Below are 15,386 nucleotides of genomic sequence, written 5' to 3'. Positions count from 1 at the left end.
CCCTTGAGCTGAATCTACATCCAGATTAATATAGAAACTATATATGTTCTGAGAGGGGTAGTTCAAAATAAAAATTGGATTCCTAATTATTGATATGCAAAACCTTTTCTTACACGATCATATGGAGAAATTAAATGTAAGTGAGGCTTGTGAATACATTAATCATGTGTCTGGGTTACTTCGTGCGAAGGACCAAATCGTCATCCATATACAAGACATGGAAGGGGCGAATGCGGATACGGATCCAGAAGCAAGAAATAGTATACCGGAAATTACAGTAGCACCCACGGATATCCAGATGGCGAAAGAATTCTCTAATGCTTTCTGGAAGACGGATTTGGAACAACTTCTACGTGAACATGGTGTTGAATTCATCATCGTTGCGGGCTTCGCCGCAGAACATTGTGTAACCTTTACTATTAACGGTGCACAAGAAAGAGGCTTTCAAGCAGCCCTTTTACAGAAGGCAATCCTTAGCACACGGCCAGATGCTATTACCTCGATTTACCGTGATCGGCATATGATCTCTTACCCGGTGATCGAATTTTTAATGGAGACCATTGCTTAAGATTCTACTAATAGAAGCTATTGTTTATAATTGGAGTTACGTATTAGATAACTAATATGTAACTTCATTTTATTATCGTGGAAAATACATATGGAGGTAATTAAGTTTGAGTACTCACTACTATCTCAGTTGGTTTAATAATTTTTTTCCAGAGAAGCTGGTCCATTGTTTGCATGAGGATATACAAGACAGAAAATCGCTTGTTATGATTAGCGCTGAACCGTCTGGTTATACAGGGGAGCAAATTAACATTGATGATGTTTCTGAATGTACATGGTTAAATCAGGCTGACATTATTTTTGATGAATATCATTTCATTGATTATCGCATGCAGAAGGAAGAGGCCCAGCGATTAATTCACAACGCTTCTGTCATTTTTTTATGCGGTGGAGATCCTGTTTTGCAAAACGATTTTTTGGCGGATTATGAATTATCAAATGTTATTAAGAACAGCAATGCCGTTATAATGGGTGCCAGCGCCGGTGCGATAAACATGGCTGCAAAATGGTTATGCTTGAAAAACACTGGCAATGAAGTTGAAACAAGTACTATTTATGATGGTATTGGCTTTGATCATTTTGCCTATGAATCTCATTCTAAACGCGACTACGCTACGTTTGTTCAAGGTTACCTGTTCCCCTTGTCTGAAGAGATTGATGTTTATGCGGCAGAACAGGAGAGTGCAATGCGTGTAAAGGACGGCAAAATAGAAATAATGGGTCCTGTATATTTAATTTCCCACTCAAAGATTCAGAAATTGGTTGAGACGCTCTAATTAGGCTTACAGCGAATCATCTTAGGTTATTAATATCTCCAGGACTTATTGTTGGGCAGAAATGATAAATTTTAGACCGCCTTCAATGGCGGTCTTTCTATGTCCGGCAGATGCTAGCTGTTCATTTTATTGAACTAACGGGCAGGATAACTCAGTAATTTCGCGAATAAGACGTTATAAGAAATCACCAAGAAACTATAAGGAGCAGAAAACATGAAATGCCCTCACTGTAACAACGAATTAAGTGAACTTCCTTTATGTTACGGAAGTGAAGCGCCATATTATTTTTACACTGTACCAGAAGAGAAAAGAACAGAATTAATTAGAGATTTTTGTGTAATTGATGAACAGCATTTCTTTATTAGAGGACATATTGAAATACCAATAATTGATAGTAAAGAGAAATTTATATGGAGTGTTTGGGTTTCTCTTAGCGAAGAAAACTTTTTGAAATCTAATGAATTATTGCACGTAGAAGGAAGGGAAACTGAAAAACCTTATTTTGGTTGGTTATCGACTGAACTTTCAATATATCCAATAACTACATTATCGTTAAAGACAATGGTACATACACAAGAAGTTGGTGCTGTTCCGTTAATAGAATTAGAACAAACGAATCATCCACTTGCAGTTGAACAAAGAGAAGGAATTACAATGGAGAGAGTTAAAGAAATTGCTCATTTAATAAATCATAGTCTGTAAGAGAAGGATTTGAAAGTATAGTCGAAAAAGCTGCCGACATCTTATAAAATCGTATCTACGCCGCGTCGCTGCTCTCCTTGGTCTGCTAAGGGTTTTTCGGTGAGGCGTAATCAGCAGATAACCCTGCAAGGCTAAGTCTATCGGACTGGTGCGTAATGTCGATTAAGCAAGCGGGGCACATTAGTGGGATAGCGGTTGCTTCGGCAGCCATTTTTTATTTGTTCAACTAACGGGCAGGTTAGTGAAACCACACAGTTTTCTCTAACGTATAATCATTATTCAAATTTTTCCAATATGGCTCATGCAGAGGTGAACTTGGCTGGAGCATTTTTATGACTTGGTTCAATTGGCGTTCTCGATCGCTCTCATCTATTCCTTAGTGTCAATTCCATTCACCTATTTTTCTACACAAGAGATACACTGGGGTTATGAAATTGCTCCAGCCGGTTTAACTTGGTTTGTAGCTGTCAGACTGTCACAACCGAGCAGCATTCAGCGGTGGATAGTACGTACCGCCAGACGAAGAGAAGCACCTAATGAAGAAGACCATAGTCCTTCCCCACATTGATATTCCATACTTTCAATTAGGGAGGACAACGATGAAAAAGATTTTGTTGCTTCAAAAATGGGCTAAGCCCATTCTCGTCATGATGATTGGAGTTATTCCGATCATTGTGCTCAGCGGGTGTTCGACAGCATCCCAATCAAACTCGATTAATGCCGATTCAGCAGGGATATTTAACCACTTTTTTATTTATCCATTTTCGATCTTGATCAAATTCTTCGCGAATGCATTTCACGGAAACTACGGATTATCGATCGTGCTGATGACTTTCATCATCAGACTCGCGATCATGCCGCTCATGATGAATCAAACCAAGAAACAAATGGACATGAAAGAAAAGATGGCCGTCCTCCAGCCGGAGTTAACTGCACTTAAGGAGAAGTATAAGAACGACGTCAGTGCGGATGCAAAAAAACAACAGCAAGTCGAGATGATGCAGCTCTACCAGAAGCATCAATTTAATCCCTTAAATATGGGGTGTTTACCGATGCTTCTCCAGTGGCCGATCACCCTTGCATTTTACTACGCCATTCGTCGTACCCGAGAGATTGCAGCGGACGATTTTCTGTGGTTTAGCTTGGGGAAAACAGATATGATTTTGCCGCTTATTGCCGCTGTGGTGTATTACGTTCAGTTCCGCGTGTCTCAATCCGTTTCAGCGCAGTATCAGCAAAATCAAAATAACCAAATGGCTTTCATCGGATTGTTGTCACCGATCATGATGGGTGTATTTTCTTTTCAGATGCCCGCCGCGTTACCATTATATTGGGCAGTTGGCGGTATATTCATTATCGTGCAAACGATCATACTCAATAAAATGTACACGAAGCCAAATGTAGCGAGTAAAAACTTACCCACCGGTGTAGAAGATTTATAAAATTGAACCAGGTCATAAAACAATACTAAATACAAGGCATCTGAGGCGCGACCTCAGATGCTCTGTTTTTTATGTTGGCGGCTCGTTAACGGGGAACATAGTTCAACATAATGAGAAAAATGAAAGGGCCATCCCACAAAAGGATGACCCTAAAACTTACCGTTACAGACAGCGCGGAGAACCGTATCATAAATAACGATTAAGCTAATGGGAAACTATAGCTCAATAACACCAGAACGAAGCTGCCGACTTGAATCGGCAGCTTTGTTCTGCTGACGGGCAGTTTTGTACAAGAGAAAATGATAAGCTGGAATAAACACTTGCAGTACTGATGGGAGAAAAAAGTGAATATATGGATTCAAATGAACTAAACCCTTTAATGAACAACACAAAATGGGAAGAAATAAGACAAGCAATGTTCAACTATGCTCTTCCAACCAAATGGAGGACTAAAGACATTGATACTGGCTATATCAGCCTTTGGGATGGAGATTGGTATTACCATTTTTCAGATGGTGGCTACAAATTTATTGAGTGGTTAGAAATTCATGCTGAAGATGACTTGATAAAAACTGATTTAATTCAAATCCTAAAAAAAATACATGTTCCAGGTGAAGTAACTACCGACTCGATCATAATTTATGGTTATAAAAAAACTAATGAATTCATTGATTATATTTGAGTAATTACGCCAACGGGTAGCGTTAGCTAAAATACGATTAGGTAGCCGTCAGTCAACGCGATCAGCTGCCTTTATTCAACTAACGGGCAGGTTAACGCTATAAACCTCTTAGGATTAGTATGCTTAGGTAAAAGAAGTATTCTCCTGAATTCTCTAATGTAAATAAATACAAATTCCACTTCAGTTAATCCATTTTCTATACATATTTTTAAGAGTATATTGAGGTAAATAAAGTGATTATTCACTTTGATAAATCCGAAATTGCTTTGTCGGTATTATTTTATGGCTTCGTAAGGATTGCAAAATCATCGAAATATGGGAGTTTAAAACAGAGGTTGTGCCGTAGTTAGTTTTATGAAAGGAAGGTACAGGGGTGAGTATTTATTACGCTTCAAGCAAAGAGGATATCACTAAGGATGCACTCCAAGAGTTATTTCTTTCAGTAGAATGGAAGTCTGGCAAGTACCCAAACGAGCTTTTACAAGCAATCGGAGGATCTCATTCAATTGTTACCGCTTGGGAAGGAGGAAAGCTTGTCGGTTTAATAAATGCTTTGTCAGATGGTGTTTTAACGGTATATTTTCATTATATGCTTATTAATCCGAGTTATCAGAGTATCGGTATAGGTAAGGAAATGATGAATATAATGCTTGATAGATATAAAGGGTGTAAAACAAAAGTATTAATTTCTTATCCTCATGCAGTGGATTTCTATAATAAATTTGGCTTTAATACAGAGGATGGAGCTACACCAATGTTTATCTCAGAGTTGATATGATTGATGGTATAATTTTCGTATACAAATAATTACATAAATTAATTCCTTATAAAAAAGGGGATGAGCAATATGGCAAATATCGAGCACTTGCAGACCGTGAATGTTCCAGATTCAAAGGTATATGAAGCATTAACCACTGCAAAAGGACTTTCAGAAATATGGACAAATGAACTAATAGTCAATGATCAGATCGGTTGTATAAATGAGTTTCGATTCGGCGGCAAAGGTTTAACAAAGATGCGAGTTGATGAGCTTGTTCCCGATAAAAAGATTTTGTGGCAGTGTGTTGATTCAGATCCAGAATGGATAGGTACGACAATTTCTTTTGATATGAGGGAAAAAAACGGGAAGACTTCAATCATTTTTCGTCAGATGAATTGGGAGGAAGTGACCTCATTTTATCGCGTATGTAATTATAACTGGGCTATTTTTTTGTACAGTCTTAAACAGTATTGCGAAGAAGGCGAGGGTCTTCCGTATCATAAACGGAAGTTTTAGAACCATTGAAAACACGGATGGGTGACTAAAGTACATGATCTCGAGAACTGATTTCGAAAGTAATGGGTAAGTACGAAGAAGTTGTCACCTAAGTCTTGATAATCATTCGTTCAACAAATGGAAAACTATAGTTCTATAAATAGCGGTAGTTTAAGATTTTAATATGCCTTGAACAACTGATGAATGAAAACGATTGAACTTTGTATTTAAACTCTTAAATTTTTATGTTTTTAGCCTAAAAGATGCATTGACCCGGAAAAGGTTGGAGCCTATAATCATAAACAGGGAAAATTCATTAGATATGGAGCTATCTGTAACCTGAGGATTTCTCAATAGTTCTATTTGTAAACGCATACAATGAGGTTTTTCCATATTTTCTAAGAAGGAGGAGATTGGATAAGTTAGATTGTTTCTTTTTTTCTCATTTTTGCAAACGTTTGCACAACGTAATTTGCACTTAAAATTAATGAGGAGGTTATTTAATTGGTACGAAAACAATCTAGGCGGTTTGTTTCTTGGTTGATCATTTTTTCGTTAATCTTTAGTTTATTCGGTTTATCGGGCGGGGCTTCAGCCAGCAACACTGATTATACAGTCTCCTATACGAACACCACAGCATCTTCTGTGACACTGCATTGGACTACGAATAATTGGACGAATACTACGGACACAGTCATGTCTAAAAGTGGGACCACGTTTACGGCCAACCTCAATGTGCAGGAGGGCGCAACACTCATTTATTGTTATCACATCACAGCCCCGACGGATAGCTGGGACAGCAACGGAGGGAAGAACTGGACGGTAGTTATTCCGGTTGCTGGGAAGTATGAAGCTGAGAGCGCAGCCTTGTCAGGTGGCGCAAAAATAAATACGAATCACAGCGGTTATACCGGTACTGGTTTTGTTGATGGGTACACTACCACAGGAGCAACTACCACCTTCAATGTTCAATCTTCCGCTGCAGGCGCCTATAATGCCACGCTTCGCTATGCCAATGCGACTGGCAGTGCCAAGCAAGTTTCCATTTATGTGAATGGAGCAAAGGTAAAGCAGTCCACTTTAGCGAATTTGGCAAACTGGGATACATGGAGTGACCAAACAGAAACGCTCTTATTACAGGCAGGAAATAATACGATCGCTTACAAATATGACTCGGATGATACTGGGAATATCAATATCGACTATCTAACTCTTTCAGCCACAGCAACGCCAACGCCTACCGCAACACCAACGCCAACGCCAACGCCAACAGTGACTCCTACGCCAACACCAACCGTAACACCAACGCCAACAGTGACGCCTACACAAACACCAACCGTAACGCCAACACCAACAGTGACTCCTACACCAATACCAACCGTAACACCAATACCAACGCCAACTTCGGCTGGCTTAACGGTTCATTTTAAGAAACCAGCAAACTGGAGCTCAACGATCCGAATCCATTACTGGAATCTGAGTCCGACAACGGTTCCAACAAGCGGAGCTTGGCCAGGAATTCTGATGAAATCGGACGGAAGCGACTGGTACAGCTATACTATTGCCAACGCCACCGGCACAAGCCTTATCTTTAATGATGGAAACGGCAAACAGACGGCCGATTTGTCCCGCAGTGTAAAAGAGGGCTGGTATTCCGCAGATAATGTGTGGTATGACGCTAATCCAGAAATTCCGAAGATCCCTGTGATTTCAGTCTCACCTACGCCTAAGACATATGATTCTGCTCAAACCGTGAAGCTTTCCAGTCTCAATAGCAGCGATAAAATCTACTATACGACAGACGGGTCGACACCTACGACATCTTCTACCTTGTACACGAATCCAATCCAAGTAGTCTCTACTACGACTATCAAGGCTTTTGGTGTTAACTCCTTAGGTCAAGCAGGCAGTGTAGGCACTTTTGCTTATGTCATTGACCTAAATCTCGACCTGCAAGCCCCAACGATAACCGCGAATTTACCTGTTGGGAATTCAAGCTCTGCGGTCACCGTCTCTTTTAATATAAAAGATAACAAAGCAGCAACGACCACCGCATATTACACAGATAATGGGACGGAACCAACTACCAGTTCAAATCTCTATATCTCGGGCAATGCTTTAACTGCTCTGGCTGGACCGTCCATTCTTATTAATAAGACGACGACACTGAAATTCCTGGTGGTTGATGGTGCCGGAAATGAAACGAAACAGAGCTTTGTCTATACGATTGGAAATAAAGGCGATTTCCGCGAAGACACCATTTATTTCGTAATTACTTCACGATTCTATGATGGTGATCCGAGTAACAATGTACATTCATGGGAGGATGCTAAAGCAGGAAATCCGGATTCAGACCCAGCTTGGAGAGGTGACTTTAAGGGACTGATTCAAAAGCTCGATTACATCAAAGCGCTCGGATTCAGCGCTATTTGGATTACGCCAGTGGTGCAGAATGCCAGCGGGTATGATTATCATGGCTACCATGCGATTAATTTTTCCAAAGTAGATCCAAGGTATGAATCAGCGGGAGCCTCTTATCAGGAATTGATTAATGCAGCTCATGCCAAAGGGATAAAGGTTATTCAGGATGTTGTTGTGAATCATACTGGTAATTTTGGGGAAGAGAATCTGTTGCCTATGTTCAAAAAAGATCCGACTGCAGCGGACACCGTAAATAACATGATTAAAATTACGGACAAACTGCCAGCTAACTATGATACGATGACCCCTGATCAGCAATATCAGGCCAGACTCGCAATCATGAAAAATGCGGAAACCAACAATAACATGTACCATACCGAAAAAAGTCTTTCCTGGGAATCTTACACCGTACAGACAGGACAGATTGCAGGAGACGCCGTGGACTTGAACACGGAAAATCCTGTAGTGAATCAGTATCTAATTGACAGCTATAATCAGTATATTGATATGGGTGTTGATGCTTTCCGGGTCGATACTGTGAAGCATGTGAGTCGGTATATTTTTAACAAATATTTTGTTCCTGCTTGGAAAACAAGAGGGGGCTCAAACTTCTTTGTCTTCGGTGAAGTGGCTACTCGGTATAGAGATGTATGGAACAGTGGAATTCCGGCAATATCGACTCCATTCTATACATGGAAAAGCTCGAAAGCCTATCCGGGTGATGGACAAAATGACTACGCTTCCAACAAGTTGTCTGTGGAACAAGAGTGGGCAGATAACTCTACTACAGCAGGGCAGCCAACCTCGAACAATGCTTTTTTAATAGGCAATAATTATCACGCACCTGACTATTCGATGAAATCGGGTATGGATGTTATTGATTTCCCGATGCATTGGGCATTCAAGACTGCACAGGAAGCATTCAGTATGAAGAGCGGTGATCAATATTATAACGATGCTACTTGGAATGTAACTTATGTTGACTCTCATGACTATGCACCTGACCAAGCACCAGAGAATCAACGATTTGCAGGGACACAAAGCACTTGGGCTGAGAATCTCTCGCTGATGTTCACCTTCCGGGGAATACCTGCGATCTATTATGGTTCTGAAATTGAGTTTAAAAAAGGATCAGTCATCGATGTAGGCCCGAATGCACCACTTAGCTCCACAGGGCGTGCTTACTTTGGAGATCAAATTGAGGGTAGCGTTACTGTTCAGGACTACGGTAAGTATACAAATGCTACTGGCACACTTGCCGATTCATTAAACTATCCTTTGGCAAAACATATTAGACAACTCAATTTAATCAGAAGAGCAGTTCCAGCCTTGCAAAAAGGCCAGTATTCCACAGAAAATGTATCCGGTGATTTGGCATTTAAAAGAAGATATACCGATAGCGCGAAAGGCATCGATAGCTTTGCGTTAGTTACGATCTCAGGAAATGCGACATTTACCGGAATTCCGAACGGAACTTACGTGGATGCGGTGACTGGCGATACCAAAAATGTTACTAACGGTACAATCACTCTGGTATGCTCTGGAAAAGGAAACGCTAGAGTGTATGTATTGAACGGTAGCGGTGGAATTGGAGTAACCGGAACCTATCTGAAGTAGTATAAAGTCTTTTAGTAAAAAGAGAAGAAGCAACCTCAGTTCGGATTATTCACCGATCTAAGGTTGCTTCTTCATATACAACTTAATCATTTAATCCTTTTCCATCCAGAATTTGCGGCATCCACTTTTCAACCCTAGATACTCGAGTTTTGGATTGCTTGGGCTCATTAAAATGATGAAGGTATGCTCTTTGCCGCCCGGGCGTTAAGGCTTCAAAAGCATTTTTCAAGGCAGGTATTTCATCAAGTTTATTTTGAAATTCATCAGGAATGATGAAATCTGTATTCTTTTTAAATTCTACTTCTAAACCAGCTTTTTCAACTTCGATGGCATCATAAATATAGTCTTTTATGATGCTTTCTTTTTCAAGGATTTCTTGAACATTGGTGAACCGGATCTGGCGTGCAGCTTGTACATTCTCCGTTTGTTGAATCAGAATTCCATGGGTATCCTTTAATAAGACACCTTTATGAAATAGCAGTGCAATATATTCTTTAAATCCATGGATTAAGACTATGTTTTTGTTCTCAAACGTGTAACAAGGATGCATCCATTTAAAGTCTTCGGTCAACTCACAGTCAAGAACGATATTTCTCAACGTCTCGTATTCTTCCTGCCACTGTTTTGCTTTCCTTAGAAATCCGTCCACCTTAGGATTCGTTTTACTATTAGTCATTAAGGAACACCCTTCTTCCTCGTAATCATATTAAGATTTCAACTTGCTTAGCTTGTCCCTTTTGTGGCTGATCTAATTGCATAGTTTGCATACAGACACTAGTAAAGCTAACATAATATTAGATGTCTCTTATGGAAATGGCTAGTAAAACTTATGTTAGCGAGGTATTTATGAATACAATTACCGTAGATTTAGTTGCAAGATTAATTAATGAACAATTTCCCGCGTGGTCCGATTTAGAGATTAGACCAGTAAAATTCAGCGGGAATGATAATCGAACGTTTCATTTAGGTGAGCATATGAGCGTGAGATTGCCAAGTGCAGCAGCTTATGCTCCACAAGTAGAGAAAGAGCAACGATGGTTGCCCATATTAAGTAAAGAACTCACGTTACCTATTCAAATACCATTAGCCAAAGGGAAGCCTAACGAAGAATATCCATTGCCGTGGTCTATCAATAAGTGGGTAGAGGGTGAGACATTAACGTACCAAAATATTAATGATCTTAACCAGTTTGCAAGAGATTTGGGAGCATTTTTAATAGAATTACAATCTATTGATGCTAGTGGGGGGCCTTTAGCAGGAGAACATAATTTCTATAGAGGTGGATCTTTAGCTGTATATGATGAAGAGTCTAGACATGCGGTTGAGCATAATAAAGATATTTTTAATGAAGATCTATTGAGAGAAATCTGGGAATTAGCATTAGATTCTAAATGGAATTCCAAGCCGGTTTGGGTTCATGGAGATATTGCGCCAGGGAATTTACTAGTCAAAGATGGAAAACTGTGTGCAGTCATTGATTTCGGAATCTTGGGTGTAGGCGATCCTGCTTGTGATGCGGCAATGGCATGGACCTTTTTTGATGAGGATAGTAGAAAGGTATTCAAGGATATATTACAGATGGATGAGGAGACTTGGAATAGAGCAAGAGGATGGGCTTTATGGAAAGCGTTAATCACATATAATGGAAATCGATATTCTAACCCAAAGGTAGCGAGAGAATCTTTGAATATTATCAATCTAATAGCAGATGACTTTGAATTGTAGAAATTGCCCTACATAAAACATGTAAACTAACCCATACTAGTTCATAAGTATGATAATTTATGAACATTTAGCGACTGACAACGATTATCATATTAGAATTATTATAAATAACTTGACAGGCCTTAATTTGGTTAATTATAATAATTACAAATAGTATTCAGATATGTGATGTTTGCAGATTTGAATATTGTATCCACAAAAAATAAAACTTAAAGGAGATTTAAATAATATGTCACTTATCGGAACAGAAGTCCTACCATTCAAAGCAAGCGCATTTCAAGATGGGAAATTCATCGATGTATCAGAAGAAAACTTTAAAGGTAAATGGAGTGTAGTTTGCTTCTACCCAGCTGACTTTACATTCGTATGCCCAACTGAACTTGAAGATCTGCAAAACCAATATGAAACCCTGAAACAACTGGGTGTTGAAGTATATTCCGTTTCCACAGATACTCACTTTACACATAAAGCATGGCATGAAAGCTCTGCAGCTATTGGCAAGGTAAAATACATTATGATCGGCGATCCTTCTCATGTGATTTCCCGTAACTTTGATGTTCTGATCGAAGCTGACGGTCTTGCTGATCGTGGTACATTCATCATTGATCCAGACGGTATTATCCAAACCGTTGAAATTAATGCTGGTGGTATTGGTCGCGATGCTAGTGCACTTGTTAACAAAATCAAAGCCGCACAATATGTACGCAATCATCCAGGTGAAGTTTGCCCAGCGAAATGGTCCGAAGGTGCAGAAACTCTTAAACCAAGTCTCGATCTTGTAGGTAAGATTTAAGGAGCGAAAGCTAAATGAAATTAGATCAAGAAATAAAAGCTCAACTAGCTCAATACCTAGAACTCTTGGAAGGCGACGTAGTACTGAAAATCAGTGCGGGCTCTGACGAAGCATCTCAAGAGATGGAAGCGCTGGTTGATGAAATTGCCAAGATGTCAGCTAGGATAACGGTAGAAAAAACCGAACTGCCTAGAACCCCAAGCTTTAGCGTAAATCGTGTGGGTGAAGATACGGGCGTAACCTTTGCGGGAACTCCGCTAGGACATGAGTTTACTTCATTAGTGTTGGCTCTATTGCAAGTTAGCGGAAGAGCGCCTAAGGTTGAGCAAAGTGTTATTGACCAGATCAAAAGCATTAATGGCGAATATAAGTTTGAAACTTATGTCAGCCTAAGCTGTCACAATTGCCCTGATGTTGTACAAGCACTGAACCTAATGAGTATCTTCAATCCTGGGATTACCCATACGATGATTGACGGCGGAGTGTTCAAAGAAGAGGTAGAACGCAAAGAAATTATGTCTGTTCCAAGCGTTTACCTTAACGGTGAATTTTTCGAAAGTGGTCGTATGACGGTTGAAGAAATTCTAGCTAAAATGGGTAGTACTGTAGACGCATCAGAGTTTGACAATAAAGCTCCATATGATGTACTTGTTGTTGGCGGTGGCCCAGCAGGTGCAAGTGCAGCAATTTACGCAGCGCGTAAAGGAATTCGCACAGGGATTGTCGCTGAACGCTTAGGCGGACAGGTTAACGACACACTCGGCATTGAGAATTTTATCAGTGTAAATTACATTGAAGGTCCTCAGCTTGTGGCTAAACTCGAAGAGCAAGTGAAAGAGTATGGCATTGATGTGATGAAGTTACAACGTGCCACACGTTTAGATAAGAATGATTTAATTGAAGTTGAACTCGAGAACGGTGCTGTTCTAAAGAGTAAGACGGTCATTCTGTCGACAGGTGCTCGTTGGCGCAATATGGGTGTGCCTGGTGAAGCTGAATTCAAGAATAAAGGCGTAGCCTACTGCCCACACTGTGATGGTCCTTTGTTTGCAGGCAAAGATGTTGCCGTTGTCGGCGGCGGTAATTCAGGGATTGAGGCAGCAATTGATCTAGCGGGTATAGTGAAGCATGTAACGGTTCTGGAATTTGCTCCAGAGCTCAAAGCAGATGCTGTACTGCAAGATCGTCTCTACAGCCTACCTAACGTTACTGTGCTTAAGAACGTGCAAACGAAAGAAATTACCGGAACTGATAAGGTAGATGGTATTTCTTATATCGACCGTGCGACAGAAGAAACTCACCATATTGAATTACAGGGTGTGTTTGTACAGATCGGTTTGGTTCCGAACACAGATTGGTTAGGTGACATGGTTGAACGTACTCGCGTTGGCGAGATCGTTGTAGATAGCCATGGTGCCACAAATGTACCAGGAGTATTTGCTGCTGGCGATTGCACTAATAGTGCTTATAAACAAATCATCATTTCGATGGGATCCGGTGCAACTGCAGCTTTAGGTGCATTTGATTATCTGATCCGCAACTAATCGATACTGTTAATAAAAACAAGTAACCCAAAGCCCTCACTTTTTACAAGGTGGGGGCTTTTTTGTATGCTATCCGTATGTTGTGAGAGAAAAAAGGGGATTTGTAAACTTTTTTGGAGGATTTCATGAGAATTTCTCGAATACATATTTCAAATATGATTAAGCAAAATTGAGAATTTAGCACGGTTGGAAAAACCTTTTGCTGGATAATTTAAACATTACCGAAGGACAGCTTTTAAACAAAGAAGAACCGCTTTACATAGCTATACGAGAGAATCAAGCATTAAAGTCCGATGTTCCGGCCAACTTCTATGGATTTGAGTTTACGGGTACAGCGACACCTCTTCACGATCAAAACGGTCAGGTCATTGGCGAGATTGCAGTTCAGATTCGTAGACAAAGTGAATTAAAGGCTACTTATTCAATCCCAATAAGCTGGTAGAGATGTGGAGAATACTAAGAGGTCCTATCGATTATTAAAAAGCTTGCTGACCAAACGAATTTACTCGGGCTGAATGCAGCCATAGAAGCGGCTCATGCAGGTGAGAAGGGAAGAGGTTTTGAAGTCGTAGCTAAGGAAATTCGGAAATTTTCACGGGAAACCGTTTCTTCAACTCAAAACATAAATGAAACCATGTTACAGATTTAGGGGATTACGAACCAAATGGCTAATTCGATAGAGAAGATAGCGGCTATCGGACAAGAACAGGCTGGATCTGTTCAGCATACTTCTGTATTTATTGAGAAAATAAAAATAATGTCCCAAAAGCTTAACGAGTTTGCGAATAAATTGTAGCAAGAGAATCAGTTCTTTTTTTGTTGAAACAAAAGAATATTTTAAACGTATATTTAAATTCATGAATGGTATAGTAAGATAGTAGTTGAGTAACAAACTTAGGAGGAATAAATTATGTCAACGCCGCACAATGCAGCACAAAATGGTGAAATCGCCAAAACAGTATTAATGCCAGGAGATCCGTTAAGAGCGAAGTATATCGCAGAAACCTATTTGGAGAACCCAACCCAATTTAATACGGTACGGAATATGTTTGGATATACAGGCACTTACAAAGGTAAAGAAGTGTCAGTAATGGGTTCGGGAATGGGAATGCCAAGTATCGGTATTTATTCTTATGAACTATACAAAAATTATGGTGTGGAAAACATCATTCGCATCGGTAGTGCAGGTGCCTACACAGATAAATTGAATTTATTTGATGTGGTACTGGCGGATAGTGCGTGGAGTGAATCTACATACGCCTATGTGCAAAGTGGTGTAGAAGGAGACGTACAGCTGCCAAGTAAAGAATTGAACGAAGTCATTGAAGAAGCGGCTAAACGTATTAACAAGCCACTTTTGACTGCAAGAATTCATTCAAGCGATGTATTCTATCATGAAGATAACGTGCCAGGCCACAATGAATTTTACAATGAACATGGCTGTGTATGTGTAGAAATGGAGAGCTATGCATTGTTCCATAATGCGAAAGTATTAGGTAAACAAGCAGCATGTATTCTTACTATTTCAGATTCGTTAGTTACTCATGCAGTAACCACGGCAGAAGAAAGACAAAATTCTTTCAACAGCATGATGGAAGTTGCATTAGAAGCAGCGATTTCTCTTTAAGATTAAGAAGTGGAAGATAAACTAAAACATCTTTATACAGAAATTGTATAGAGGTGTTTTTTTTGTGTTTTCAAGACTAAAGAGGATATACCCTTAGGTTCGTTATTGACAAGAAGAAAAATCCAGATCATAATAACATATGAGCACTTGTTCATATGTTATTATGATCTGGAGCTTTTGAATACCACTGCGCGCGCATACTAATACTATCTTGCTAAAGGTAAATAGGAGGTAA

Annotated in this window: 17 protein-coding genes; 16 read left to right on the top strand and 1 reads right to left on the bottom strand. The window is 39.8% G+C overall.

Annotation, left to right across the window (positions count from 1 at the left end; all coding sequences use genetic code 11):
* The first annotated feature begins 67 nt into the window (after positions 1 to 67).
* From ACFWMP_RS27750 to ACFWMP_RS27710, 9 genes are all read left to right on the top strand, one after another.
* Entirely contained in the window at positions 68 to 568 is a 501-nt protein-coding gene (locus ACFWMP_RS27750) for a cysteine hydrolase family protein (protein WP_042192040.1), read from the top strand.
* A gap of 106 nt (positions 569 to 674) precedes the next feature.
* Complete coding sequence (locus ACFWMP_RS27745) at positions 675 to 1,343, top strand: Type 1 glutamine amidotransferase-like domain-containing protein (RefSeq protein WP_042192038.1); 669 nt, start codon at positions 675 to 677, stop codon at positions 1,341 to 1,343.
* Between the two features lie 213 nt (positions 1,344 to 1,556).
* Positions 1,557 to 2,045, top strand: coding sequence for a DUF2199 domain-containing protein (locus tag ACFWMP_RS27740; RefSeq protein ID WP_379425453.1), 489 nt, complete (start codon positions 1,557 to 1,559; stop codon positions 2,043 to 2,045).
* Between the two features lie 379 nt (positions 2,046 to 2,424).
* Entirely contained in the window at positions 2,425 to 2,613 is a 189-nt protein-coding gene (locus ACFWMP_RS27735) for a hypothetical protein (RefSeq protein WP_379425451.1), read from the top strand.
* A 31-nt stretch (positions 2,614 to 2,644) separates the two neighbouring features.
* Entirely contained in the window at positions 2,645 to 3,487 is an 843-nt protein-coding gene (gene yidC / locus ACFWMP_RS27730; protein WP_379425449.1) for a membrane protein insertase YidC, read from the top strand.
* 331 nt (positions 3,488 to 3,818) lie between these two features.
* Positions 3,819 to 4,169 carry a DUF6678 family protein gene (locus tag ACFWMP_RS27725; protein ID WP_379425447.1) on the top strand — a complete coding sequence of 117 codons (351 nt, stop codon included), beginning with the start codon at positions 3,819 to 3,821 and terminating at the stop codon, positions 4,167 to 4,169.
* Between the two features lie 373 nt (positions 4,170 to 4,542).
* A complete protein-coding gene (locus ACFWMP_RS27720) occupies positions 4,543 to 4,947 on the top strand; it encodes a GNAT family N-acetyltransferase (RefSeq protein WP_379425445.1) in 405 nt (134 codons plus the stop codon).
* Between the two features lie 69 nt (positions 4,948 to 5,016).
* Complete coding sequence (locus tag ACFWMP_RS27715; RefSeq protein WP_379425443.1) at positions 5,017 to 5,445, top strand: SRPBCC family protein; 429 nt, start codon at positions 5,017 to 5,019, stop codon at positions 5,443 to 5,445.
* A 483-nt stretch (positions 5,446 to 5,928) separates the two neighbouring features.
* Positions 5,929 to 9,462: an alpha-amylase family glycosyl hydrolase gene (locus tag ACFWMP_RS27710; RefSeq protein ID WP_379425441.1), complete on the top strand. Its 3,534-nt coding sequence runs from the start codon at positions 5,929 to 5,931 to the stop codon at positions 9,460 to 9,462.
* 82 nt (positions 9,463 to 9,544) lie between these two features.
* On the opposite strand, the gene ACFWMP_RS27705 is transcribed toward ACFWMP_RS27710, so the two are convergent.
* On the bottom strand, positions 9,545 to 10,138 hold the full coding sequence (locus ACFWMP_RS27705; protein ID WP_379425439.1) for a YdeI/OmpD-associated family protein: 594 nt from the start codon (positions 10,136 to 10,138) through the stop codon (positions 9,545 to 9,547).
* 170 nt (positions 10,139 to 10,308) lie between these two features.
* On the opposite strand from ACFWMP_RS27705, the gene ACFWMP_RS27700 reads away from it, so the two are divergent.
* The 7 genes from ACFWMP_RS27700 to deoD all read left to right on the top strand — a co-directional run bounded on the left by ACFWMP_RS27700 (position 10,309) and on the right by deoD (position 15,151).
* Positions 10,309 to 11,187: an aminoglycoside phosphotransferase family protein gene (locus ACFWMP_RS27700; protein ID WP_379425515.1), complete on the top strand. Its 879-nt coding sequence runs from the start codon at positions 10,309 to 10,311 to the stop codon at positions 11,185 to 11,187.
* 229 nt (positions 11,188 to 11,416) lie between these two features.
* Positions 11,417 to 11,980, top strand: coding sequence for an alkyl hydroperoxide reductase subunit C (gene ahpC, locus ACFWMP_RS27695; protein WP_042192019.1), 564 nt, complete (start codon positions 11,417 to 11,419; stop codon positions 11,978 to 11,980).
* A 14-nt stretch (positions 11,981 to 11,994) separates the two neighbouring features.
* Positions 11,995 to 13,524 (top strand): alkyl hydroperoxide reductase subunit F, encoded by a 1,530-nt coding sequence (gene ahpF, locus ACFWMP_RS27690; RefSeq protein WP_042192017.1) that lies wholly within the window; start codon positions 11,995 to 11,997, stop codon positions 13,522 to 13,524.
* A gap of 199 nt (positions 13,525 to 13,723) precedes the next feature.
* Positions 13,724 to 13,966: a hypothetical protein gene (locus ACFWMP_RS27685; RefSeq protein ID WP_379425435.1), complete on the top strand. Its 243-nt coding sequence runs from the start codon at positions 13,724 to 13,726 to the stop codon at positions 13,964 to 13,966.
* Positions 13,967 to 13,996: 30 nt separating this feature from the next.
* On the top strand, positions 13,997 to 14,173 hold the full coding sequence (locus ACFWMP_RS27680; RefSeq protein ID WP_379425513.1) for a methyl-accepting chemotaxis protein: 177 nt from the start codon (positions 13,997 to 13,999) through the stop codon (positions 14,171 to 14,173).
* Between the two features lie 15 nt (positions 14,174 to 14,188).
* Complete coding sequence (locus ACFWMP_RS27675) at positions 14,189 to 14,320, top strand: hypothetical protein (RefSeq protein WP_339243571.1); 132 nt, start codon at positions 14,189 to 14,191, stop codon at positions 14,318 to 14,320.
* A gap of 114 nt (positions 14,321 to 14,434) precedes the next feature.
* Complete coding sequence (gene deoD, locus ACFWMP_RS27670) at positions 14,435 to 15,151, top strand: purine-nucleoside phosphorylase (RefSeq protein ID WP_149644832.1); 717 nt, start codon at positions 14,435 to 14,437, stop codon at positions 15,149 to 15,151.
* The last annotated feature ends 235 nt before the right edge of the window (positions 15,152 to 15,386 follow it).

This window comes from Paenibacillus sp. NPDC058367 (assembly GCF_042723305.1).
Taxonomy (GTDB): Bacteria; Bacillota; Bacilli; order Paenibacillales; family Paenibacillaceae; genus Paenibacillus_AQ.
The sequence above is the reverse complement of the archived record's forward strand: the minus strand, read 5'-3'. Positions and strand labels throughout refer to the sequence as shown.